Raw genomic sequence first — 22,310 nt, forward strand, 5'->3', positions numbered from 1 at the left:
CCCTACCGACCGTCCCCGTCCTCCGGGTGGAGCTGACGGTTGAGTCGCGCTACCTCTTCGTTCAGGCGGGCGATCTCGTCGTCCTTCTTGCTGAGGGTCCCGTTGGTCTGCCGTTGCACGGCTTCGACCTTCTGATTCACCTGGTTCTGATTCACCTGGTTGAGGCCTGTCCTGCAACTCGCGCGCCCGGCACCCCCCACCTGACCGCGACGGGATCCGCCTCACAGACGTCTTCCTCGCCCCGGTCGGGCGGGATCAGGAAACCGAAGAGTAGGCCGTAGACCACCGCCCCGGCGACAGTACCGGCCAGAGCCAGCCACCCGGCGACGGGCACGTACGACTCGCCGCGGAACGCCGCCGCCACCTCAGACCGGGAGCGGGTCGACGAGGCCCGTGCGCAACTCGACCGGCAGGTGCGCCAGGTCGTTGTGCGACAGCAGGGTCCAGGGGCGGCCCTTCTTCTGCGCGATGACGGTGAGTCCGCAGTACGCCTGGTTGATCGTCATCCACCGCCACTCGGGAGCCTGGAGCACCTCGCGCACGAACCAGGCGATCACGAAGTTGTGCGTGATCAGCAGTTCGTGCACCTCACCGGTCTTGCGCGCAAGGAACTCGGCCGTGGCATCCGACATCTGGGCCCGGCCGGCCTCGAGCTCGGCCTCGGTGATCGAGCCGAAGAACGGCTCGTACGCCGCCGGAGTCTCGGCCGTCATGCCGGTCGGGACGCAGTCGAACAGCAGGGCGGATGCCTCGGGCGAGACCGACGGGAGACGCTCGGCGACGGCGCGTGCGGTCTGAGCGGCACGTTCCAGGGGCGAGTGCCAGACGGCGTCGAGCGGCAGGCCCGAGAGACGGTCGGCGAGGAGAGCGGCCTGGCGGTGACCGCGCGGAGACAGGGGTCCGTCGGTGAGTCCGTGCTCGGCATCCTGGTGCTCGCCGTGGCGCACCAGGTAGATGTAGTGCGTCACGTCAGCTCACCTCGTCGTCAGTGTGCGGGCCCCCCGCAGAACACTTCCAGCCTACGTCACGCCTCCGACACGGGGCGGATCACTCGGCAGCGCGGGCGATGTCCGACAGCTGGGCGCGGCTCAACCGGACGCCCACCGCGCGCATGCACTCGACCACGTGCCGCGGCGCGAACGCATTGACGATCGGCGCCGTGACCGCCTTCTGAGCGAGGAGCCAGGCCACGGCGACCGCGGCGTCCGGGACGCCCAGCTCCACGCCGACGGCATCCAGCGCCCGCAGGACCCGGGAACCGCGGCGGTTCAGGTGCGCCGCGAGCTGGGAGCCGCGGACCGAGGTGGCCTGCTGACCGCGCGTGCGGGTCTCTCCGGCGAGGAAGCCGTGCGCGAGCGGGTGCGACGGCGTGACCGCGATCCCCTGCGCCGCGGCGATGAGCCGCAGGTCGCCGTCGAACTCGTCGCGACGCATCACGTTGTAGGGCACGTCGAGCACCGTCACGCGCGGGTACCCGGCCGAGGAGAGGATCCGCGCCTCCACCAGCTGCGACGCGGTGTAGCCGTGCGCCCCGATCGCGCGCACCTTGCCGCTCTCGACGAGCCACTCGCACGTCGCGAGCGTGTCCTCCAGCACGGCGGTGTCACCCCGGACGGCATCCAGCGAGAGCACATCGATGCGGTCGGTGCCGAGACGGCTCAACGACGCCTCGACCGCGCGCACGAGGTTGACCGCACCGAGACCGGGGTTGTCGGGATGCCGACCGATGCGCACCGTGAGGACGGTGTCGTCGCGCGTCCCGCGCGAGCGCATCCAGGATCCGATGATGAACTCGCTGCGGCCTGCCGCGTAGCTGTCGGCGGTGTGGATCGCGTTGCCGCCGAGCTCGACGTACGTGTCGAGGATCTCGTGGCTCGCCTGCGCATCGACGTTCCAGCCGAATTCGCCGCCGCCGAGGAAGAGCGGGAAGACGTCGAAGCCGGTCTCGCCGAGCGGAACGCGGACGTGCGACCCGAGACCGGGACCCTGCAGCGTCACGGGGGCCGAGGGGTGAGGCACGCGGTTCCGGCGCAGGGGCGGCGTGGCCGTCTCGTCGACGCCCGAGCCGCTCATGGGCCACTCCTCGGTGCGGCGGAGACCGGACGCCGGCGGCGCCCACTGCGCCCCCGACGCGTAGTTCGAGGGTAGGGCCTCACGAGAGTCCGACCGCCGATTCACCCGGCTCGGCGGTAAACATTGCATAACGCTTGATGACGGCGGAATCTCGGCGACCGAGGAGGGCGGAATGCACGGATGCCCGCCCCGCGAGAAGCGGGACGGGCATCCGTCGAAGAGGGATCAGCCCTCGGCCGGACCCTCGGGACCCTCGCTGGCCGCAGCCGAGCTCTCGGTGTCGGCGGGCTCGGTGGCCTCGTCGAGCACGGGCTCGAGCGACAGCTTGCCGCGGTCGTCGATCTTGGTGATGCGCACCAGGATCTTGCGGCCGACGGACAGGACGTCCTCGACGTTCTCGACGCGCTTGCCACCGGCGAGCTTGCGGACCTCGCTGACGTGCAGCAGTCCGTCCTTGCCGGGCAGGAGCGAGATGAACGCGCCGAAGGTCGCGATCTTCACGACCGTGCCCAGGAACTGCTCGCCGACCTCGGGGTTGGTCGGGTTTGCGATCGCGTTGACCTGGGCGCGGGCGGCCTCGGCCGACGGGCCGTCGGTCGCACCGATGTAGACCGTGCCGTCGTCCTCGATCGAGATCTGGGCGCCGGTCTCGTCCTGGATGGAGTTGATCGTCTTGCCCTTGGGCCCGATGAGCTCGCCGATCTTGTCGACCGGGATCTGCACGCTGATGACGCGCGGCGCGGTGGGCGCCATCTCGTCGGGCGCGTCGATCGCGGCGTTCAGGACGTTGAGGATCGTCAGACGAGCCTCCTTCGCCTGGGTCAGCGCCGCGGCGAGGACCGAGGACGGGATGCCGTCGAGCTTGGTGTCGAGCTGGATCGCGGTGATGAACTCGCTCGTACCGGCCACCTTGAAGTCCATGTCACCCAGGGCGTCTTCGGCGCCGAGGATGTCGGTCAGCGCGGCGTAGCGCGTCTGACCGTCGACCTCGTCGGTGACCAGACCCATGGCGATACCGGCGACGGGGGCGCGCAGCGGCACACCCGCGTTCAGCAGCGACAGGGTCGAGGCGCAGACGGAGCCCATCGAGGTCGAGCCGTTGGAGCCGAGCGCCTCGGAGACCTGACGGATGGCGTACGGGAACTCCTCGCGGCTGGGGAGCACCGGCACGAGGGCGCGCTCGGCGAGGAAGCCGTGCCCGATCTCGCGACGCTTCGGGCTGCCCACACGACCGGTCTCACCGGTCGAGTACGGCGGGAAGTTGTAGTGGTGCATGTAGCGCTTGCTCGTGATGGGCGACAGCGAATCGATCTGCTGCTCCATCTTGAGCATGTTCAGCGTGGTGACACCCAGGATCTGGGTCTCGCCGCGCTGGAAGATCGCCGAGCCGTGGACGCGCGGGATGACCTGCACCTCGGCGTCGAGCGGGCGGATGTCGGCCAGGCCGCGTCCGTCCATGCGCACACCCTCGGCGAGGATGCGACCGCGGACGATCGTCTTGGTCACCGACTTGTACGCGGCGTTGAACTCGAGCGTCGCGACGGCGGGGAGCTCCCCCGACTCGACGGCGGCGAGCAGCTGCTCCTTGACGGAGGACTTGACCTCGTCGTCGGCGTTCTGACGCTCCTGCTTGTCGGCGATCTGGTAGACCGGCACGAGGCGGTCGTACGCGCGACCGGCGACGAAGTCGTAGGTCTCCTGGCTGTACGCCGGGAAGACGGGGAACGTCTGGATCTCCTTGGCCGCCGTGCGGGCGACCTGGTTCTGCGCGTCGACCAGCTGACGCAGGAACGGCTTCGCGGCCTCGAGGCCCTCGGCCACGACCTGCTCGTTCGGCTTGGTGGCGCCGCCCTTGATGAGGTTCCAGCTGCCTTCGGTCGCCTCGGCCTCCACCATCATGATGGCGACGTCGCCGTCGTCGAGCACGCGGCCCGCGACGATCAGGTCGAAGACGGCATCCTCGAGCTGGGTGACGGTCGGGAACGCGACCCACTGGTCGGCGTGCTCGCCGTGACCCGGGAGGAGCGCGAGACGGACACCCGCGATGGGGCCCGAGAACGGCAGGCCCGAGATCTGGGTCGACAGCGACGCGGCGTTGATGGCGAGGGCGTCGTAGAACTCGCCCGGCGCGATCGAGAGCACGGTCACGACGATCTGCACCTCGTTGCGGAGGCCGTCGACGAACGACGGTCGCAGCGGGCGGTCGATGAGACGGCATACGAGGATGGCCTCGGTGGAGGGGCGACCCTCGCGGCGGAAGAACGAGCCGGGGATCTTTCCGGCGGCGTACGAACGCTCTTCGACGTCGACGGTCAGCGGGAAGAAGTCGAAGCCTTCACGCGGGTGCTTGCCGGCGCTGGTGGCCGAGAGAAGCATGGTCTCTTCGTCGAGGTACGCGGCGACCGCGCCCTGCGCCTGCTGCGCGAGACGGCCCGTTTCGAAGCGAACGGTACGGGTGCCGAAACGACCGTTGTCGAGAACGGCCTCAGCGGCGGTGATTTCTGGACCTTCCAAGAGGTCCCTCCTTCTTTGTTTAGGCTCGGCGCCCCGTGTGGGCGACGAGCTGACATGCGAAGGAGCAGGAACAGGCAGAAAGGGCGCGCCGACTCGTCGGCCCGGAAATCCCGGCGACTGGCCACCAGTAGACGACCACCCGGCGTCATGACGGGGAGTCCACCACAGGGGACCAGCGTCTGCCGGCCTGCTCCGTGAGCTCATGTGTAGTTGAGCGGATGCCATGGCGGCATCCTCCGAGAGCCTATCAGGGCCGGGCTTTCGCGGCTGGTTCGACGCGGACGGGTGCCGTACCCTCGCCTCATGGGCCTCAGACGTCACACGCGTCACACGGTCCTCGCGTGCGCCGTGGTCTGCGGTGCCCTCGCGATCGCTCCTCTCAGTCCGGCCGCGGCGGTCTCCGTCCGTTCCACGGCGGTGGGCGACGACGACCCCGCCGTGGCGGAGATCCGACAGCAGCTGGATGCCGCCGAAACCGCGGCCTCGTCCGCGTCGCGCCGCGCGCTCGACGCCTCCGCCGCGGCGGAACGCGCGCGCCTGCTCGCGGAGAGCACGGCGGCCCGTGCGGAGTCGCTGACCGCCCAGAGCTCCACGGCCGACACGACCCTGACGGCGGCGAGCGCCCGCGCGGGCGCGAGTGCGGCGCGGCTGTACCGGTCGAGCGCCGGAGGCCCCCTCGTCGCGCAGCTGCTGACCACGGCCGAGCCTGACTCGCTGCTGGACCGTCTCGGCATCCTGGACAGGGTGACGGCGATGACGGCGCGGACCGCGAGCGAGGCCCGGAGCGCCGCGGACCTCGCGACATCGCTCCGCACGCAAGCCGAGGAGGCGCGCGCGGAGGCGGCCCGCCTCGCCACCGAGGCGGCGGCCACTGCCGCCCAGGCACAGACCGACGCGGATGCCGAGGCGGCCACGGTCGCAGCGACCCAGGCCGAGCTGGACGCGCTGTACGCCCGGCTCGCCGCCCTTCGCGAGACGACCGCGGCACAGGAACGCGCGGCGCGTCTGGCCGCGCAGACGACGGCCCAGGCGGCCGACCCGGGCGGCGCGACCGGCGGCGGGGCGAGCGCGGGGTCCGGCGGGGGCGGTTCGAGCGGTGGCGCGTCGAGCGGCGGTTCGGCGACCACGGGTGGTTCGAGCGGCGGCGGGACGGGCTCCGGTACCGGGACGAGCGGCGGCTCGGGTTCGAACGGATCCGGCTCCTCCGGCGGCGGGTCCGGCTCGGGCTCGAGCGGCAGCGGGTCGAGCGCGGGCGGATCGGGCTCCACCGGCGGGTCGGGCGGCACCACCGCGCCGGCGGGGCCGACCATGAGCCCCTCCGAGGCGCGCGACTACGCACGCGGCGCGCTCGGCGGATACGGGTGGGGCGACGACCAGTTCTCGTGCCTGGTGTCGCTGTGGAACCGGGAGTCCGGCTGGCGCGCGGACGCCCTCAATCCGTGGAGCGGTGCCTATGGCATCCCCCAGGCCCTCCCCGGCGAGAAGATGGCCGCAGCGGGGCTCGATTGGCGGACGAACGCCGCGACGCAGATCGCGTGGGGCCTGTCGTACATCAGGTCGCGCTACGGCTCTCCCTGCGGGGCGTGGGCGCACTCCGAGTCGACCGGCTGGTACTGAGCACCGCCCCTCCCGGTCCCGCCCGGCGCGTGCCGTGCACGCGAAGCCAGATCACGTGAAATGGACCACATCACACGCCCCGGCCGGGCCATACCGTGCGCATTCGGCCAGATCACGTGAAATGGCCGCCGCAGACCCCGCTCAGGACGACGCGCGCTGACGCTGGCGGTCTCCGCGCGTGGGCAGCTCGACGTAGCCCTCGTGCTTGGCGAGGATGCCGTCGCCGGCGGTCCGGCCGCGGATGCGGCGCCACACCCAGGGCAGGGCGTCGCGCGTGAGCCACCCGCCCTGCGGCACCTCGTCGTCGGCGTGCAGCGCCTCGTCGAGGCCGGACAGCTCCCCGGCGTCGGGCACGCCCAGCGCCTCGGCCGCGCGGTAGGCCACGAGGCGGTGGCCGCGCGAGCGCAGGTGCACCAGATCGTCGGCCCAGAGCGACAGGTCGCCGATCTCGGCGACGGCCTCGAGGTCGAGCAGGATCGCGCCGTGCGTGCGGGCGATCCGGCGGAGTTCGACGTTGTACGCGGCGAAGTGTCGGGCGAAGATCCGCGCCGCCGTCCGCCGCGGAAGGAACGTCGTCACCAGCAGCACGTCGGCGCCGGTGCGGCGGACGGCACGCACGGCGGACTCCACCTCGGCCACGAGAGCCGGGATCACCGGGGCGGGACCGACGAGGTCGTTCGCGCCGATGAGGATCGACACGAGGTCGGGCTGGAGCGCCAGGGCGGCGGGGATCTGCTCGTCGATGAGGTGCCGCACCCGGCGGCTGCGCACCGCGAGGTTGGCGTAGCGGAACGGCCCGTCGTCACTGGTGTGGGCGAGGAGCTCCGCGAGGCGGTCCGCCCACCCGCGGAACTGACCCGACGGCATGCGCGAGGCATCGCACAGCCCCTCGGTGAGCGAGTCGCCGAGGGCGACGTAGCGCGTCCAGCGCCCGCGGGCGCGGGGCGCCGGCACCTCGGGACGCTCTCCCCCGCGCACGAGCATGCCTTCGTCGCGCGCGCGCAGCGCGGCCGCCTCGCGGTAGTGCCCGACGAGGTCGCGGGTCAGGGCCTCCCACGTCCGGCCCGCGACGGCGTCCCGCGCCGCGCGGGCGAACGCCTGCCGCTTGGAGTCGTCGCCGATGAGGTCGGCGACCCGCGCGCGGAGGTCGTCGAGGTCGCCCGGCTTGTACAGCCAGCCGTCCACGCTCGAGCGGACCAGGTCCAGCGGCCCGCCGACGCCCGTGGCCACGACCGGCACACCGCTCGCGAGAGCTTCCTGGATCGTCTGGCCGAAGGTCTCGCTCTCGCCGGGGTGCACGAACACGTCGAAGCCCGCCATCGTCCGCGCGAGGTCGACCCCCGACAGGTGCCCGGTGAAGACGGCATCCGGGATCGCCTTCTCCAGAGCCGGACGCGAGGGTCCATCTCCGACGATGACCAGGCGCGTCCCCGGCAGGTCGGCGAGCGCGCGCAGGTCGTCGACCTGCTTCTCGGGGGCGAGGCGGCCGACGTATCCGACGATGCGTTCACCGCCGGGCGCGACCGTGGCGCGCCAGGTCTCGTCGCGGTGCTCGGGTGCGAAGCGGACGGCATCCACTCCCCTCCCCCATCGGCGGATGCGGTCGACGCCGAGCTCCTCGAGCTGACGGGTGGATGCCGACGACGGGGCGAGCGTCAGGGTCGCCCGGCGGTGGAGGCGGGTGACGTGCCCCGCGACCAGCGCGGTGGCCTGGGGAAGGCCGTATTTCTGGGCGTAGGAGATGACGTCGGTCTGGTAGACGGCGACCGAGGGGATCTTGAGAGCCTCGGCGGCCGCGAGTCCCTGCCAGCCGAGGACGAACGGGGATGCCAGGTGCACCACGTCGGGACGGAACTCCCGGAGCAGCGCGCCCAGGCGTGCGGCGCGGGCGAACACCACCCGCACCTCGGGATACGACGGCAGCGGCACCGAGCGCAGCAGCTCGGCGCGGGCGCCGTGCAGATCGGCGGTGACGTCTCCGGACTTGGGGGCGATCACGAGAGTCTCGTGACCAGCCTCCGCCAGATGACGGAGGACGTGCAGAACGGAACCGGTGACCCCGTTCATGTGCGGGAGGAAGGACTCGGCCAGCAGCGCGACTCTCACGCATCCAGGGTGGGACCCGTGACCCCGCCGCGGCGTCGATCAGGGCCCGACGTTCGCGATGTTCACCGGATGCTCCGCGGCGGGTCACCGCCCCGTCGGCATCCCGTCTCGATACGCGACGGAGAGTGACGTGATGGACGGTATCGATGCGTGGCTCGGGCTGATCGCGGCGAGCCCGTGGGCGCTGCCCGCGATGGCGGCCCTCGTCTTCGCCGACGCGTTCCTCGTCGTCATCCCGGGCGAGGCGGCCGTCACCGCGTTCGGCGCGCTGGCCGTCGCCCACGGCACTCCCCCGCTCTTCGCCGTCATCCTCGTCGCGGGGGCGGCGGCCTTCTGCGGCGACCTCTGCTGCTACCTCGTGGGACGCGCCGTCGGTGTCGAACGCTGGGCGTGGATGCGCGGGCCGCGCGTCCGCACCGCTCTGGAGTGGGCGCGTGCCCGGCTCGAACGCAACGCCGCCGTCGTGCTGTTCACGGCGCGGTTCGTGCCGTTCGCCCGACTCGCGGTGAACCTCGCGGCGGGCGCCGCGCGGGTGAACCCGGCGCGCTACCTCGGGGTGGCCGCGGTCGCCGCGATGGCGTGGGCCGCGTACCAGGCCGTGATCGGCGCCGTCGTCGCCGCGCTCGTCCCGGGCGGACCGGTGGTCGCGGTGATCGTCTCGATCGTGGTGGCCGTGGGGATCGGGGTCGGCATCGACCTCGTCCTCGCCCGCCGGGCGCGGAGGCGGGCCGCGCGCGACATCGCCGCGTAGTCCGCGGGCTCAGCGCAGCGCGAGCGTGCGCTCCGCGGCATCCACGAGCTCGTCGCCGTAGGCCGGCCCGTGCCCGGCCGCGTGGACGGCGAGCGGATGCAGCTGGTGCAGGGGCACGCGCTCCCGCCACCCGGCGGTGAGGGGGTGCCGCCGGTCGTATGCGGCCAGGACGCGGTCGAGGAACGGGCAGCCGAACAGCGCGAGCATCGCCAGGTCGGTCTCGCGGTGCCCGCCGTGCGCCGCGGGATCGATGAGCACCACACCATCGGGCGACCACAGGACGTTGCCCGCCCACAGGTCGCCGTGCAGTCGGGCGGGGGCGTCGTCGTCGTCGAAGGCCCCGGCGGCGATCAACGCGCACGCCTGCCGCACGACCTCGGCCCCGGATGCCGAGAGGTTGCCCGCCGCGACGGCCGGGGCGAGGAACGGCTCGACGCGCTGTGCGGCGTAGAAGGCTCCCCACGTCGCTTCCGGCCGCGCCGGCTGGGTCCGCCGACCGATGAAGATGTCGCCCGTCCACCCCGGCGGCGGCGAGCCGAAGGCGGGCGCGCCGGCGTCGTGGGTCGCGGCGAGCGCGGCGCCGAACTCTTCCGCCGCGGCCGCGGTGGGGCGAACGGTCTCCACCCGCTCGAGCACGATGCGCGTCGGCCCGCTGTCGAGGACCTCCACCGTTCGAGCGCCGCCCGCGGCGGCGAGCCAGACCAGCCCCGCCGCCTCCGCGGCGAAGAATCCGTCCGGCGCATCGTCGCGGGACTTCACCAGCCGTTCCATCGCCCCAGTCTGTCGCGATGTCGGACGCCCGGGGCACGATGGGGCGATGAGCGACGGTTTCGACCCCGACTTCCTCGGCATCCCCCTGCCCCTGCCCTCCCCCGCCGTCCAGACGATCCGGCTCGACTACCCGCGGTTCTCCGTGCTGCTCGACCCGGAGCGCCGCTTCGCCGCCGTGACGGGGGTGGTCATCGACGGAGCGACCCTTCTCGACCTCCCCCGCTCCGGCGAGTGGCGGCTCGATCCCCGGGCGCCGGAGTCGGCGCAGGCCGGTCCCGAGGTCTACAGCCGCAACGATCTCGACCGCGGCCACCTCGTCCGGCGCCGCGATCCGGGGTGGGGGTCTCCCGACGACGCTCGCGATGCCACCGCCGCCACGTTCTTCTACACCAACGCCGCTCCCCAGGCAGCCGGCTTCAACCAGTCCAAAGAGCTCTGGCTCGGCCTGGAGGACCACGTGCTCGCCTACGCCGAGAGCACCGATCAACGGCTGGCGGTGTTCACCGCGCCGGTGCTCGGTCCGGACGACCCGCCCTACCGCGGCATCCGGGTGCCTCTGCGGTTCTGGAAGATCGCGGCGTGGCGCTCGGCCTCGGGCCTCGCCGCCGCGGGTTTCGTGCTCGACCAGACGTCGCTCGTCGACACCGCACAGGGGCTGCGGGTGCCGCCGCTCGGCGCGTTCCGCACGTTCCAGGTGCCGATCGACGACATCGCGGCCGAGGCGGGCATCGATGTCGGGCCGCTCGCCGGGGCGGACGTCCTCGCGCGACCCGGTGTGCGCCCCGTCGGGGTGCGCGAGCTGCACGACGCGGGCGACATCGTGCTCTGATCACGACGCGCGGCGGGTCTCAGCGCACGCGCACCGCGTGCAGCAGCGTGTCGATCGCGGCGTGCGTATGGCCCCCGCGCAATTCGGCGTCGCCGGTGCCGCGGACCACGCGTTCGCAGCGCTCGATGCGGAATCGCTCGTCGAGCGCGCCCCGGAGCAGCTCGGGCGTGTAGAGGATCGCCGGGTCGGACGGTCCGTGACCCCCGGCGGCGATGTTCTCGACGTCGTGCCCCAGAACCACCAGCGTGCCGCCCACACCGACCCATCCGGCGACGCGCGCGATCGCGGCGGCGTTGTCGTGCAGATGCAGGTAGCACGACACCACCAGATCGGCGGATGCCACGGGCTCCCACGCGTGGACGTCGGCGCGGACCCACGTCACGGCGTCACCACCGGGTCGTGCGGCCGCGATCCCGAGGGCCTCGGCCGAGAAATCGACCCCGGTCACCGACCATCCGCGCGCGGCGAGCCACAGCGCGGTGCGCCCGTCCCCGGTGGCCACGTCGATCGCGGTACCCGGGCGGAGCGTGTCGGCGATCTCGCGGACGACGGCGGGCGGCTCGCTCGCCCACACCCCTCCGGCCGAGGCTCGATAGCGCTCGTCCCACTGCGCGGCATCCATGCCCTCACCCTAGGGCCGCCGCGGAAGCTCGGCGATCCGCACGGTATCCGCGCGGATCCGCGCGACCGCACGGAGGCTGCGCGACTCCCCGAGCCGGCGCCGCCCGCACAGCACGAAGCCCCGCCGTCCGCGAGGACGACGGGGCTTCGAAGGGCGGTCACTCGCCGGAGAGACCCCCGAGCAGGTGGCCGAAGGACTTCCCCGCGCCGAGATACGACGACGGGTCGTACGGATCGGCGTCCTGCACGGGCTCCCGCGCGGCGATCGCGTCGGCGAACTCCCGAGCCGCGCGGTCGACGCGCGCCCCGAGGGGGGCGACCTCGTCGGCGTTCGACCCCCAGTCACTGGATGCCGCGAACACCCCGGTCGGAACCGGATTCGCGTGCAGGTAGGTGAACAACGGCCGGATGGCATAGTCGATCGCGAGCGAGTGCCGCGCGGTCCCCGCGTTGGCGCCGATGAGGACGGGGGTCCCGGTGAGCGCCTGCGGATCGAGCACGTCGATGAACGACTTGAACAGACCCGAGTAGCTCGTCGAGAAGATCGGGGTCACCACGATGACGCCGTCGGCGGAGACGACCGTGTTGATCATCTGCTCGAGCGCGGGCGGGGCGAATCCCGTCAGCAGGTTGTCCGTCAGGTCGTGGGCGTAGTCGCGCAGTTCGAAGACGTCGCTCGTGGCCTCGATCCCCCGCTCGCGGAGCTCGGCGAGCGCCGCGTGCGCGAGCCGGTCGCCCAGCATGCGCGTCGAGGAGGGGGTCGACAGCCCCGCGGTCACGACCGCGATACGGCGGGCGGCCATCTCAGGCACCCACCTTCGTCGCCGCGGCACCGAACGCGCTGCCGGCCTTCTTTGAGGCATCCTGGTACGGGCTTCCCGCGGTCAGGTTGTCACCGCGGTTGGCGGCGGGGACGGCCTGGCGGGGAGCGGCGCCCGCGTAGATCTTCTCGACGAGGTTCGCGTGCGTCGGAGCGTCGGGTACCTCGGCCGGACGGTTCTTCTGCAGCTCCTTGCGCAGGACGGGCACGACCTCGCCGCCGAGGATGTCGAGCTGCTCGAGCACCGTCTTGGTCGGGAGACCGGCGTGGTCGATGAGGAACAGCTGACGCTGGTAGTCGCCGAACGTCTCGCGCATGGCGGCGTACCGGTCGATGATCTGCTGCGGCGAGCCGACGGTCAGCGGGGTCATCTCGCTGAAGTCCTCCAGGCTCGGGCCGTGGCCGTAGACCGGGGCGTTGTCGAAGTAGGGGCGGAACTCCTTGACGGCGTCCTGCGAGTTGGACCGCATGAACACCTGGCCGCCGAGGCCGACGATCGCCTGCTGGGGCGTGCCGTGGCCGTAGTGGGCGTAGCGCTCGCGGTAGAGGGCAATGAGGCGCTGGTAGTGCTCCTTGGGCCAGAAGATGTTGTTGGCGAAGAAGCCGTTGCCGTAGAACGCGGCCTGCTCGGCGATCTCGGGCGTACGGATCGACCCGTGCCACACGAACGGGGGAACGCCGTCCAGCGGACGCGGGGTCGAGGTGAAGCCCTGCAGCGGGGTGCGGAACTTGCCCTCCCAGTCGACGACGTCCTCACGCCACAGCTTGTGGAGCAGGTCGTAGTTCTCGATGGTCAGCGGCAGGCCCTGGCGGATGTCCTTGCCGAACCAGGGGTAGACCGGGCCGGTGTTGCCGCGGCCCAGCATGAGGTCGGCGCGGCCGCCGGACACGTGCTGCAGCATCGCGAAGTCCTCGGCGATTTTCACCGGGTCGTTCGTGGTGATGAGGGTCGTGGAGGTCGTGAGGATCAACCGCTCGGTCTGGGCGGCGATGTAGGCGAGCGTCGTGGTCGGCGACGACGACCAGAACGGCGGGTTGTGGTGCTCGCCGAGGGCGAAGACGTCGAGGCCCACCTCTTCGGTGTGCTTCGCGATCGTGAGCGTGTCCTTGATGCGCTGGGCTTCGCTCGGGGTCTTGCCGGTGGTCGGGTCCTGGGTGATGTCGCTCACCGTCATGACACCGAACTGCATTCCGGGCCAGTTGTTCGTCTCGTTCACGATGCCCCTCCTTTTTGTATGCATCTGAATATACATCGTGAAACGCACGGGCGCGAGATCTATTCCCGGGGTCCTCGGCATCCCCCGGTCGGTCCGAAAAAGCGATCTGCGCCGGAGAACGCGGGGAGAACGCGTTTTCCGGCGCAGAGAGCGCCTGCGACGGGATGCCGGACCGTCAGGAACCGAGCAGTGCCGCGCCGATCGACTGGCCCGCCACCGGGGCCGGGGGCACCGCCCACAGGCCCGAGCCGACGTGCTTGAGGTACTCGCCCATGGCATCCGTGGCGAGGGAGCGCTGCAACCGGATGAACCGGTCGGGGCTCCGCTGGAACGACAGGAAGAACAGTCCCGCGTTCAAGCGCCCGAGGTCGGTGGTGCCGTCGACGAAGTTGAAGCCGCGGCGGAGGATGCGGATGCCGTCGTTCATGTCGGGGTGGGCGAGACGCACGTGGCTGCGCGCGTCGATGCGGGACTTGCCCGCGGCATCCGTGGCTGCGAAGTCCGGGGCGGTGAACTCGTCACCACCGGACAGCGGAGCCCCCTGCGCCTTGTCGCGCCCCACGACGCGGTCCTGCTCGGCGAGGCGCGTGCGGTCCCACGTCTCGATCAGCATCGCGATGCGCCGCGCGACGAGGTACGACCCGCCCGCGAGCCACGCGGGCCCCTCGGATGCCGGGACCCACACGTTCTCCTCCAGCGCCGCCGCGTCGTTCGCGAGGATGTTGGCGGTGCCGTCCTTGAACCCGAAGAGGTTGCGCGGGGTGGACTGGTCGCTCGTGGTCTTGGAGGTGCGGCCGAACCCGAGCTGCGACCAGCGGATGCTCGCACGGCCGAACGCGATGCGACTGAGATTGCGGATCGCGTGCACCGCCACCTGGGGGTCGTCGGCGCACGCCTGGATGCAGAGGTCGCCGTCGGAGCGTTCCGGGTCGAGGTCGTCGCCGAGGAAGGCCGGAAGGCGCTCGAGTCCCGCGGGACGCTGATCGGCGAGTCCGAAACGGTCGTCGAAGAGCGACGGCCCGAAACCGAACGTGATGGTGAGGTTGCTCGCCGGCAGACCCAGCGCCTCGCCGGTGTCGTCCGGCGGCGCCTCGGGCGAGCCGCCGACGGCACCGGTCGCGCTCACCTCGAGGCCCTGCATCATCCGCGTCGCCGCGTACGTCCAGTCCGCGAGCAGGGAAGCGACGTCCTCGCGGGTGGTCCGCGCCATCATGTCGTATGCCGCGAAGTGCAGGTGCTCCTGCACGGGGGTGGTGATCCCGGCCTGATGGATGCCGGATGCCGGGGCCACGGCATCCATCGCCTGTCGCGTCTGCTCCTGGCCGTAGGCTGCGCCACCGGCAAGACCCGCACCCGCGCCGACGACGAGGCTCGTGGCGCTCGCCCCGATGGCGAGGCCGATCAGGTCGCGACGGGACACCCCGGCGGAGGCGGAGCCGTCGGCCGAGACCGTGGCATCCCCCTCTGCGTACTCCTGCGTCACCGTCACTCCAGGACGGTCACGGTGAGCTGCGAGAGCGGCTCGGCCAGGGCGTTGATGAGGTCGGTGAGCTGACGCTTGTCGTCCTCGGTGAGCTGCGAGTAGGGCACGAAACCGGCATCGGCGGAACCGTGAGCGGCGAGCGCCGCCTCGAGGTCGGCGTAGCCGGAGTCGATCCGGGTCACGAGCGAGGCGCCCTTGTCGCCCTTCGACTCGGCGAAGTCACGCACCAGCGAGAACGCCATCTTGGAGCCCTCGACGTTGGCGGCGAAGTCGTAGAGATCCGTGCCCGACCACCAGTCCTCTTCACCGCTGATCTTGCCGGTCGCGACCTCGTCGAGCAGCGCGATCGCGCCGTTGGAGATCCCCGCGACGCCCTGGTCGGTGAGGGCCTGCTCGAAGGCGTCGGAGTGAACGTAGTCGTACAGCTCCTGCGTGTCGGCGACCAGGGTCTGGCCGTACGTCGCCCGCTCGGTCGGGGTGGACGGTGCCCAGTCCTGCCACGCCGGGGTCTCGCCGTCGGCGTTCAGGGCATCCTGCGCCGGAACCCAGAGGTCCTTCTCGATGCGGTGGAACCCGGTCCACGCCAGCCCCTCGGCGACGGCGTCGACCTCGCGGTAGTCGATGCGCGGGTCGAGGTCGCCGAGCGCCTCCGCGATCGGCTCGATGCGCTCGTAGAACGCGCGGACGCGCGGGTACTGCTGCTGCGCGGCCGCGTCGTCTCCGGACTCGTAGACGGCAGCGAAGGCCTGCACCGCGGGGAGCAGCTGTCCGACCTGATCCTTGACGAACGCGGCGTACAGGTCGATCGCCTGCTGCTTCTGTTCGGCATCCGCGCCGTCGACGGCGACCGCGTCGCCCGTGACCGTGAAGGCGGCCTTGCCCACGCCGTCCCCCACCATGCCGGGCTTGCACAGCGTGAAGTAGTCGCCCGGCTGTGCGGTGACCGTGAGGCTCCGCGATGCCCCCGGGGCGACGTTCTCGACCTCGCCGACGATGCGCAGACCGTCGGAGGCGAGCAGGTAGAACTCGGTGGTCTGATCGCCCTTGTTCACCACGTCGAACGCGAGCGTGCCACTGGTCGCGGTCGCCGCGGAGACGTCGCAGCCGTCGGCCGTCGAGGTGACGGTGAGGGCTCCGGTGGCGGCGGCGTCGGTCTTGGCGACGCAGCCCGAGAGGACGAGGACGGCCGCGCCGGCCGCGGCCGCGGCCGCGAGGAGGCGAGTCGGGTTCATGATGCTCCGTTCGGGTGGGCGACGGATGCCACGGTGGGCGCGGCATCCGGAGTCGAGGCGGCGGCGGTCGAGGCCGGGGCGGCGGCCCGTTCCGGGGCGGCGGTGCTCGCGGGGGCGGCGGGCGTGGCCGCGGCGGGGCGCCGGCCCGCGCGCACGCCGCGGACGAACAGGGGGACGACGACGGCGACGTAGACGACCCACGCGATGACCTGCAGCCAGGTCATCTGGGGCATGAAGCCGACCGTGGCCTGCAGGAGCACCGCGAGGGTGCTGTCGGGGGCGAGTGTGCTCGAGACGTCGAACGCCCAGCCGAAGGGAAAGCCCGCCCAGCCGACGGCGACGGCTCCGGTGGACGGGTCGATCGGGGCACCGGCCCCGAACGGGCCCGGAAGCGCACCGGCCTCCTGGAGGTCGTGGAAGGCGTACGCGAGCACGCCCGCCGCGACGATGATCAGGAACCCGCCCGTCCAGGTGAAGAAGCGGCCGAGGTTCAGACGCAGCATGCCGCGCGCGATGAGCCAGCCGAGCACGGCGGCGGTCACGAGACCGACGAGTGCTCCGACGAGGGCGACGGGCTTGTCGCCGAAGCCCTGCACCATCGACCACAGCAGGAGGGTCGTCTCCACGCCCTCGCGTGCGACGGAGACGAAGCCGATGGCCACGAGCGCCCAGACTCCGCCGCGGAGGGCCCGATCGATTCCCCCCTCGAGACCCGCCTTCAGGGACCGACCGGCCTTCTGCATCCAGAAGATCATCCAGGTCACCATCGCCACTGCCAGGAGCGACAGACCGCCACCGATCAGCTCCTGCGCTTCGAAGGTCAGTGCATACGCGCCGAACGTGAAGACGGCGCCGATCGCCAGGGCCAGACCGATCGCGAGTCCGACACCGACCCAGAGACGCGGCAGGGCGTCGCGGCGCCCGAGCTTGGTGAGGTAGGCGACGAGGATTCCCACGACCAGGGCGGCTTCCAGCCCCTCACGCAGCCCGATGAGGAACGGAGCGAAGAAGGAGGCGAGCACGAGCGGACACCGGCTTTCGGGATTCGGAGGGGGAGCCGCGGCGGTGCGGGTAGGTAAGGACAGCCTCACCTGACTCAGACACATTACGCAATGCGACACGCCTCCCGCACCCCACCGAACGGCGGAATACCCCCGCTGATCGGCGGGGTATCGGTCGTTCGGATGCGCGTGACCACCCGGCGTCACATTCCGTGTCTCGCCGAAAATTCCTCCCTTGATCGGGGAAATCCAGCGCGGTGCACGTCCACGGGCCGCGCTCGGCGCCCGAGCGGCACCGACGCCGCGTGCGGACCGGTAACCGTCGGCAATATTCGCCCTCGCCGCGGGGGCCCGACTTAGCCTCGGTTCATGTCCGAGCTGAACCTCCCGATCCTCGACCTCTCGCTCCTCGACCAGGGGCCGGAGGCCGCCGCACGATTCCGCGACGAGCTGCGCACCGCCACCCGCGATGTCGGTTTCTTCTACCTCACCGGCACCGGGATCAGCCCCGAGCTGGAGGCTCGCCTCCTCCAGGCCGCGAAGGACTTCTTCGCCCTCCCCGAGGAGGAGAAGCTCGCGATCGAGAACCTCACCAGCCCGCATTTCCGCGGCTACACGCGTGTCGGCGGCGAACTCACCCAGGGTCGTGTCGACTGGCGCGAGCAGATCGACATCGGGCCCGAGCGCGAGGCCATCACAGATCCCGACGGCCCCGGCTACAACCGGCTCGTCGGCCCGAACCTCTGGCCTGCGGCGCAGCCCGAGCTCCGCGACGTCGTCACCGAATGGCACAACCGCCTGACGGAGATCGCCCGGACCCTGCTGCGCGCATGGGCACTGTCCCTCGGCGCCGAGGAGGAGTACTTCGACCGCCACTTCGGCGACCCGCAGACCCTCATCAAGATCGTGCGGTACCCCGGCAAGGACGACCCCACGCCCCAACAGGGCGTCGGCGCGCACAAGGATTCCGGCGTGCTGACCCTGCTGTGGGTGGAGCCGGGCAAGGGCGGACTGCAGGTGCTCCGCGACGACGAGTGGGTCGACGCTCCCCCGGTGTCCGGGGCCTTCGTCGTCAACATCGGCGAGCTGCTGGAGTACGCCACGCAGGGATACCTGACGGCCACCAAGCACCGCGTGATCTCGCCCCGGTTCCCCGACGAGCGCATCTCGGTGCCGTTCTTCTTCAATCCGGCCCTCGACGCGGTGCTGCCGATCATCGACCTCCCTGCCGAGCTCGCGGCCGATGCCCGCGGCGTCGAGCAGGATCCGACGAACCCGATCCACGCCACCTACGGCGAGAACGCCCTCAAGTCGCGCCTGCGCGCCCACCCCGACGTCGCCGAGCGCTGGCATCCCGATCTGGTCGCCGCCCGCGCGGCATCCTGAGGCTCCTCCTCGCCTCCTCACTGATAAACGCGATCCACGACGAGAAACACGACGCCATCGTGTTTCTGACCGTGGATCGCGTTTATCGATGGATGCCGCACCCCGGTGCCGCACCCCCGGTGCCGCACCCCCGGTGCCGCACCCCGGTGCCGCACCGCAGCACCGCCCGCGACGCCACCGGGGAACGACGAAGGCCGCCCCACACCGTGGGGCGGCCTTCCAAGAATGTTTTGCGCGATTGAACGCTGGTGCGATTAGCGACGCAGACCGAGACGCTCGATGAGCGAGCGGTAACGGTTGATGTCGACGTCCTGCAGGTAACCCAGCAGGCGGCGGCGCTGACCGACGAGCAGGAACAGGCCACGGCGCGAGTGGTGGTCGTGCTTGTGTGCCTTGAGGTGCTCGGTGAGGTCCTTGATGCGCTGCGTCAGCATCGCGACCTGCACCTCGGGGGATCCGGTGTCACCGGGGTGCGTCGCGTACTCTTCGATGATCGCCTTCTTGACGTCTGCTTCCAGTGCCATAGGTGATCCCCTTCCTCTTCGTTGCGCGGCGCCCGACGCCTGATGCGTGGGCTCTCTTTATCCGCGGCCGATCGAACGGCAACCGCATGAGTCTACCAGCATCCGGATGCCGCCACCCACTCGCCCGCGGACCCGCCCACGCCGGGGTGCCGTAGCCTCGACGGGTGCAGATCACCGTCCGCGTGAAGCCCGGCAGCCGGCGCGGCCCCCTCGTCGAGGACGGACCCGACGGTCTCCTCGTCCACGTGCGCGAGCGCGCCGCGGACGGCGCGGCGAACGCAGGCGTCGTGCGGGCCCTGGCCGAGCACTTCGGCGTCCCGCCGCGCGACGTCGAGATCGTGCGGGGCCACGCCGCCCGGATCAAGCGCGTCGAGGTCGGAGAGTGAGCCGGGGCAGTGCGCTGATCGACCTGCGCCCGCTCACCACGTCGCCGGCGTTCGCGCGACTGTGGATCGGATCGACCCTGTCCGGCATGGGCGGGCAGCTCACCGTCGTCGCCGTCATGCTGCACGTGTTCGAGCTCACGCAGAGCACGTTCGCCGTGTCGATGATCGCCGTCGCGGGCCTGGTGCCGATGGTCCTCGCGGGGCTCTACGGCGGCATGCTCGCGGATGCCTTCGACCGTCGCACCGTCGCCCTGCTCGCGGCTTCCGTGACGTTCGTGTCCACCGCGCTGCTGGCCGCGCTGGCCTGGACGGGGATGGAGAACGTGGCATCCCTCTTCGTCCTCAGCGTGATCAACTCGGCCGCCAACTCGATCGTCATGGCCACGAAATCGGCGATCACTCCGCGCCTGCTCCCCCGCGACCTCCTGCCGGCCGCGGCCGCGCTGCAGGGTGTCACGGTCGGGATCATGGTGATGGCGGGCCCGGCGCTCGCCGGCGTGCTCGTCGCGTTCGCCGGCTACGCCTGGACGTACTCCCTCGACGTCCTGCTGATGACGTCGCTGTTCCTGGGTCTGTGGTCGCTCCCCCGACTCCGCCCCGAGGGCGAGATCGTCCGGCCGGGCCTGGAGTCGTTCCGCGACGGCGCCCGATTCCTGCGCCGTGCCCCGAACATCCGCCTGCAGTATCTGCTGGACATCACCGCGATGACGTTCGGTCAGCCGATCGCGCTGTTCCCCGCGATCGGCGCGGTGCTCCTCGGCGGCGGCGCCATCACGACCGGCATCCTCACGGCGGCGATCGCGGCGGGCGCGTTCCTGTCGAGCCTGTTCTCGGGACCGGTCGGGCGCGTTCGGCGACAGGGCCTCGGGATCGAGCGGGCGATCCAGGTCTACGGCCTGTCGATCGGGGCGTTCGGTCTCGTGCTGCTCGCGGCGACCCTCGGATGGATGCGCCCGGACGGCACCGGCGAGGACTCCGGCGCCGTCGTGCTCATCGTGCTCGCGGCGATCGTCCTGGCGGTCTCCGGCGCCGCGGACAACGTCAGCGCGATCTACCGGTCGACGATGATGCAGGCGGCGGTCCCGGATGCCATGCGCGGGCGCCTCCAGGGCATCTTCATCGTCGTGGTCGCCGGCGGCCCCCGCGTCGGAGCGCTCTACGCGGGTACTCTCGCGACCCTCACCGCGCTGTGGGTGCCGCCGCTGTTCGGCGGCATCCTGATCCTCGCCGTGGTTGGTGTGCTTGTGCGCCTGTCCCCGCGGTTCCGTGAGTACGACGCGCTGAACCCGACGCCGTAGCGTCAACCACCGGCGGATTCCGGACGTCGCAGTCGGACGCCGCGCGCGATGTCCGACCCCGCACCTAGTGTCGGGAACGTGGCATCCGCTCCTTCCCCCTCCCCCGTCTCGGTCACGGTGCAGTTCGTCCTGACCGGCATCGTCTGGGGGTCGAGCTTCCTGTTCATCGCGATCGCCCTCACCGGCATGACGCCCGCCCAGGTCGCCGGTGGCCGCCTGCTCTTCGGTGCGCTCGCCCTGGCCGCGGTGGTCGCGATCCGACGGGAACGGATGCCGCGGAGCCCCCGGATCTGGGCGCACCTGTGCGTCCTCGGCGTGACGTTCTGCGTGGTGCCGTTCCTTCTCTTCGCGTGGGCGGAGCAGCACGTGTCGTCGGGGCTCGCGAGCATCTTCAACGCCACGACCCCGATCATGACGGCCGTGATGGCGTGGGCGGTGTTCCGGGTCGAACGACTGCGGGCGGGCCAGCTCGCGGGGATCGCCCTCGGCATCCTGGGGGTCGTCGTCATCATCGCGCCGGGCGCCCTCACCGACCTCGGCGGCAGCACGGTCGCTCAGCTGGCGCTCCTCGGCGCCACGGCCTGCTACGGGTTCAGCCTCGCGTACATGCGCCGGTTCCTCGGAAACGCCGGACTCTCGGGCATCGCCTTCGCGTTCGGCTACATCGGCCCGGCGGCGCTCCTCATGCTGCTGCTGTCGCCGCTGATCCTCGCCGAGCCGATGCGCCTCACGCCCGCCGTCGTCGCGAGCATCGTCGCGCTCGGCGTTCTCGGCACCGGCCTGGCCTATGTCTGGAACCAGAACACGCTGCGCGCGTGGGGGCCGACCCGCGCATCCACCGTGACCTACATCACCCCGGTGGTCGGCGTCGCGCTCGGCATCGTCGTGCTCGGCGAGAGGATCACCTGGAACGAGCCCGCCGGCGCGCTCATCGTCTTCCTCGGCATCCTGCTGGTCCAGGACCGCGTGCGGCTCCGCCGCCGCGCCGCCGCCTGATCACTGCCGTCCGGGCACGACGGAGGCCCCGGATGCCGTGGCGTCCGGGGCCTCGCGGGGGTCGAGCGATCAGGCCTGGAGGGCGAACTGCAGGTCGAGCTCGATGGTGACGTCCTTGCCGACGAGCACGCCGCCGGTCTCGAGCGCGGCGTTCCAGGTGAGGCCGTACTCCTCGCGGTTGATGACGGTCTTGGCGGTGGCGCCGGCCTTGTAGTTGCCCCACGGGTCGGTGCCGAAGCCGCCGAAGTCGATGGCGAAGGTGGCGGGCTTGCTGACGCCGCGGATGGTGAGCTCGCCGTCGACGAGGAAGTCGCCGTTCTCGACGCGGGCGCCGGTGGAGCGGAAGTCCATGGTCGGGTACGTCTCGGTGTCGAAGAACTCGGCGGAGCGGAGGTGCTGGTCGCGGCCCTCGTCCTTGGTGTCGACCGAGGTGACGTCGACGGACGCCTCGACCGTGGCCTCGAGCGGGTTCTCGGGGGCCACGAGGGTGGCGCTCTTCATGCCGAAGGTGCCGCGGACCTTCGAGATCATCATGTGGCGAACCGTGAAGGTCACCTCGCTGTGCGAGGGGTCGAGCACCCAGGTGCCCGCCTTGTAGCCGGGGATCTCGAGCGTGGTCGTGTCGGTCATGTCACTCCTTGAGGTCTGGGGAGCCGGTTCGGCGTCCTGCCGATGTCCAACTCTC

The 22,310-nt window shown here is 71.4% G+C and carries 21 protein-coding genes; 7 read left to right on the top strand and 14 right to left on the bottom strand.

Annotation, left to right across the window (positions count from 1 at the left end; all coding sequences use genetic code 11):
- Window positions 1-2: 2 nt before the first annotated feature.
- The 4 genes from CSIV_RS18235 to CSIV_RS04315 form a co-directional block, all read right to left on the bottom strand.
- Window positions 3-140 (bottom strand): hypothetical protein, encoded by a 138-nt coding sequence (locus CSIV_RS18235; protein WP_160897464.1) that lies wholly within the window; start codon window positions 138-140, stop codon window positions 3-5.
- A 225-nt stretch (window positions 141-365) separates the two neighbouring features.
- Window positions 366-968 carry a histidine phosphatase family protein gene (locus CSIV_RS04305; RefSeq protein ID WP_077050190.1) on the bottom strand — a complete coding sequence of 201 codons (603 nt, stop codon included), beginning with the start codon at window positions 966-968 and terminating at the stop codon, window positions 366-368.
- Between the two features lie 79 nt (window positions 969-1,047).
- A complete protein-coding gene (locus CSIV_RS04310) occupies window positions 1,048-2,073 on the bottom strand; it encodes an aldo/keto reductase (RefSeq protein ID WP_077050191.1) in 1,026 nt (341 codons plus the stop codon).
- 225 nt (window positions 2,074-2,298) lie between these two features.
- Window positions 2,299-4,587 (bottom strand): polyribonucleotide nucleotidyltransferase, encoded by a 2,289-nt coding sequence (locus CSIV_RS04315; protein WP_077050192.1) that lies wholly within the window; start codon window positions 4,585-4,587, stop codon window positions 2,299-2,301.
- A 303-nt stretch (window positions 4,588-4,890) separates the two neighbouring features.
- Between CSIV_RS04315 and CSIV_RS18615 the strand changes: the two genes are divergently transcribed.
- Window positions 4,891-6,204, top strand: a complete 1,314-nt coding sequence (locus tag CSIV_RS18615; protein ID WP_077050193.1) for a lytic transglycosylase domain-containing protein — start codon at window positions 4,891-4,893, stop codon at window positions 6,202-6,204.
- Window positions 6,205-6,345: 141 nt separating this feature from the next.
- On the opposite strand, the gene CSIV_RS04325 is transcribed toward CSIV_RS18615, so the two are convergent.
- A complete protein-coding gene (locus CSIV_RS04325) occupies window positions 6,346-8,310 on the bottom strand; it encodes a glycosyltransferase (RefSeq protein ID WP_077050194.1) in 1,965 nt (654 codons plus the stop codon).
- 133 nt (window positions 8,311-8,443) lie between these two features.
- Here CSIV_RS04325 and CSIV_RS04330 point away from each other — a divergent pair, with 133 nt between their 5' ends.
- Complete coding sequence (locus tag CSIV_RS04330; RefSeq protein WP_077050612.1) at window positions 8,444-9,061, top strand: DedA family protein; 618 nt, start codon at window positions 8,444-8,446, stop codon at window positions 9,059-9,061.
- Between the two features lie 9 nt (window positions 9,062-9,070).
- Here CSIV_RS04330 and CSIV_RS04335 read toward each other — a convergent pair whose 3' ends face one another.
- Window positions 9,071-9,832 carry a fructosamine kinase family protein gene (locus tag CSIV_RS04335; protein WP_077050195.1) on the bottom strand — a complete coding sequence of 254 codons (762 nt, stop codon included), beginning with the start codon at window positions 9,830-9,832 and terminating at the stop codon, window positions 9,071-9,073.
- A gap of 46 nt (window positions 9,833-9,878) precedes the next feature.
- Here CSIV_RS04335 and CSIV_RS04340 point away from each other — a divergent pair, with 46 nt between their 5' ends.
- On the top strand, window positions 9,879-10,661 hold the full coding sequence (locus CSIV_RS04340) for a DNA/RNA non-specific endonuclease (protein ID WP_077050196.1): 783 nt from the start codon (window positions 9,879-9,881) through the stop codon (window positions 10,659-10,661).
- A gap of 19 nt (window positions 10,662-10,680) precedes the next feature.
- On the opposite strand, the gene CSIV_RS04345 is transcribed toward CSIV_RS04340, so the two are convergent.
- The 6 genes from CSIV_RS04345 to efeU form a co-directional block, all read right to left on the bottom strand.
- Window positions 10,681-11,283, bottom strand: coding sequence for a class I SAM-dependent methyltransferase (locus CSIV_RS04345; RefSeq protein WP_077050197.1), 603 nt, complete (start codon window positions 11,281-11,283; stop codon window positions 10,681-10,683).
- A 157-nt stretch (window positions 11,284-11,440) separates the two neighbouring features.
- On the bottom strand, window positions 11,441-12,085 hold the full coding sequence (locus CSIV_RS04350) for an FMN reductase (protein WP_077050198.1): 645 nt from the start codon (window positions 12,083-12,085) through the stop codon (window positions 11,441-11,443).
- 1 nt (window position 12,086) lies between these two features.
- Complete coding sequence (locus tag CSIV_RS04355; RefSeq protein WP_139340624.1) at window positions 12,087-13,292, bottom strand: LLM class flavin-dependent oxidoreductase; 1,206 nt, start codon at window positions 13,290-13,292, stop codon at window positions 12,087-12,089.
- Between the two features lie 202 nt (window positions 13,293-13,494).
- Complete coding sequence (gene efeB / locus CSIV_RS04360; RefSeq protein ID WP_077050200.1) at window positions 13,495-14,802, bottom strand: iron uptake transporter deferrochelatase/peroxidase subunit; 1,308 nt, start codon at window positions 14,800-14,802, stop codon at window positions 13,495-13,497.
- 2 nt (window positions 14,803-14,804) lie between these two features.
- Window positions 14,805-16,034, bottom strand: a complete 1,230-nt coding sequence (gene efeO / locus CSIV_RS04365) for an iron uptake system protein EfeO (RefSeq protein ID WP_077050201.1) — start codon at window positions 16,032-16,034, stop codon at window positions 14,805-14,807.
- Entirely contained in the window at window positions 16,031-17,056 is a 1,026-nt protein-coding gene (gene efeU / locus CSIV_RS04370; RefSeq protein ID WP_077050202.1) for an iron uptake transporter permease EfeU, read from the bottom strand. The genes efeO and efeU overlap by 4 nt, the downstream gene beginning before the upstream one ends.
- A 348-nt stretch (window positions 17,057-17,404) precedes the next feature.
- On the opposite strand from efeU, the gene CSIV_RS04375 reads away from it, so the two are divergent.
- The gene (locus CSIV_RS04375; protein WP_077050203.1) at window positions 17,405-18,421 is read left to right on the top strand and encodes an isopenicillin N synthase family dioxygenase; all 1,017 of its coding nucleotides are present in this window, start codon (window positions 17,405-17,407) and stop codon (window positions 18,419-18,421) included.
- 254 nt (window positions 18,422-18,675) lie between these two features.
- On the opposite strand, the gene rpsO is transcribed toward CSIV_RS04375, so the two are convergent.
- Entirely contained in the window at window positions 18,676-18,945 is a 270-nt protein-coding gene (rpsO, locus tag CSIV_RS04380; protein ID WP_071642334.1) for a 30S ribosomal protein S15, read from the bottom strand.
- Window positions 18,946-19,109: 164 nt separating this feature from the next.
- Here rpsO and CSIV_RS04385 point away from each other — a divergent pair, with 164 nt between their 5' ends.
- From CSIV_RS04385 to CSIV_RS04395, 3 genes are all read left to right on the top strand, one after another.
- On the top strand, window positions 19,110-19,331 hold the full coding sequence (locus tag CSIV_RS04385) for a DUF167 domain-containing protein (protein WP_077050204.1): 222 nt from the start codon (window positions 19,110-19,112) through the stop codon (window positions 19,329-19,331).
- Window positions 19,328-20,629, top strand: a complete 1,302-nt coding sequence (locus CSIV_RS04390; protein ID WP_077050205.1) for an MFS transporter — start codon at window positions 19,328-19,330, stop codon at window positions 20,627-20,629. The genes CSIV_RS04385 and CSIV_RS04390 overlap by 4 nt, the downstream gene beginning before the upstream one ends.
- Window positions 20,630-20,707: 78 nt before the next feature.
- On the top strand, window positions 20,708-21,625 hold the full coding sequence (locus CSIV_RS04395) for a DMT family transporter (protein WP_083734982.1): 918 nt from the start codon (window positions 20,708-20,710) through the stop codon (window positions 21,623-21,625).
- A 69-nt stretch (window positions 21,626-21,694) separates the two neighbouring features.
- On the opposite strand, the gene CSIV_RS04400 is transcribed toward CSIV_RS04395, so the two are convergent.
- Complete coding sequence (locus CSIV_RS04400; protein WP_077050207.1) at window positions 21,695-22,255, bottom strand: YceI family protein; 561 nt, start codon at window positions 22,253-22,255, stop codon at window positions 21,695-21,697.
- Between the last annotated feature and the right edge of the window lie 55 nt (window positions 22,256-22,310).

Source organism: Microbacterium sp. CSI-V, assembly GCF_001984105.1.
In the GTDB taxonomy this organism is placed as follows: domain Bacteria; phylum Actinomycetota; class Actinomycetes; order Actinomycetales; family Microbacteriaceae; genus Microbacterium.

Excerpts from the sequence above, each read along its gene's own strand:
- CSIV_RS04375 (WP_077050203.1), top strand. The coding sequence starts at position 17,405 with ATGTCCGAGCTGAACCTCCCGATCCTCGACCTCTCGCTCCTCGACCAG.
- CSIV_RS04400 (WP_077050207.1), bottom strand. The coding sequence starts at position 22,255 with ATGACCGACACGACCACGCTCGAGATCCCCGGCTACAAGGCGGGCACC.
- CSIV_RS04355 (WP_139340624.1), bottom strand. The coding sequence starts at position 13,292 with ATGCAGTTCGGTGTCATGACGGTGAGCGACATCACCCAGGACCCGACC.
- CSIV_RS04345 (WP_077050197.1), bottom strand. The coding sequence starts at position 11,283 with ATGGATGCCGCGCAGTGGGACGAGCGCTATCGAGCCTCGGCCGGAGGG.
- CSIV_RS04335 (WP_077050195.1), bottom strand. The coding sequence starts at position 9,832 with ATGGAACGGCTGGTGAAGTCCCGCGACGATGCGCCGGACGGATTCTTC.
- efeO (WP_077050201.1), bottom strand. The coding sequence starts at position 16,034 with ATGAACCCGACTCGCCTCCTCGCGGCCGCGGCCGCGGCCGGCGCGGCC.
- CSIV_RS18615 (WP_077050193.1), top strand. The coding sequence starts at position 4,891 with ATGGGCCTCAGACGTCACACGCGTCACACGGTCCTCGCGTGCGCCGTG.
- CSIV_RS04340 (WP_077050196.1), top strand. The coding sequence starts at position 9,879 with ATGAGCGACGGTTTCGACCCCGACTTCCTCGGCATCCCCCTGCCCCTG.
- CSIV_RS04330 (WP_077050612.1), top strand. The coding sequence starts at position 8,444 with ATGGACGGTATCGATGCGTGGCTCGGGCTGATCGCGGCGAGCCCGTGG.
- CSIV_RS04310 (WP_077050191.1), bottom strand. The coding sequence starts at position 2,073 with ATGAGCGGCTCGGGCGTCGACGAGACGGCCACGCCGCCCCTGCGCCGG.
- CSIV_RS04350 (WP_077050198.1), bottom strand. The coding sequence starts at position 12,085 with ATGGCCGCCCGCCGTATCGCGGTCGTGACCGCGGGGCTGTCGACCCCC.
- rpsO (WP_071642334.1), bottom strand. The coding sequence starts at position 18,945 with ATGGCACTGGAAGCAGACGTCAAGAAGGCGATCATCGAAGAGTACGCG.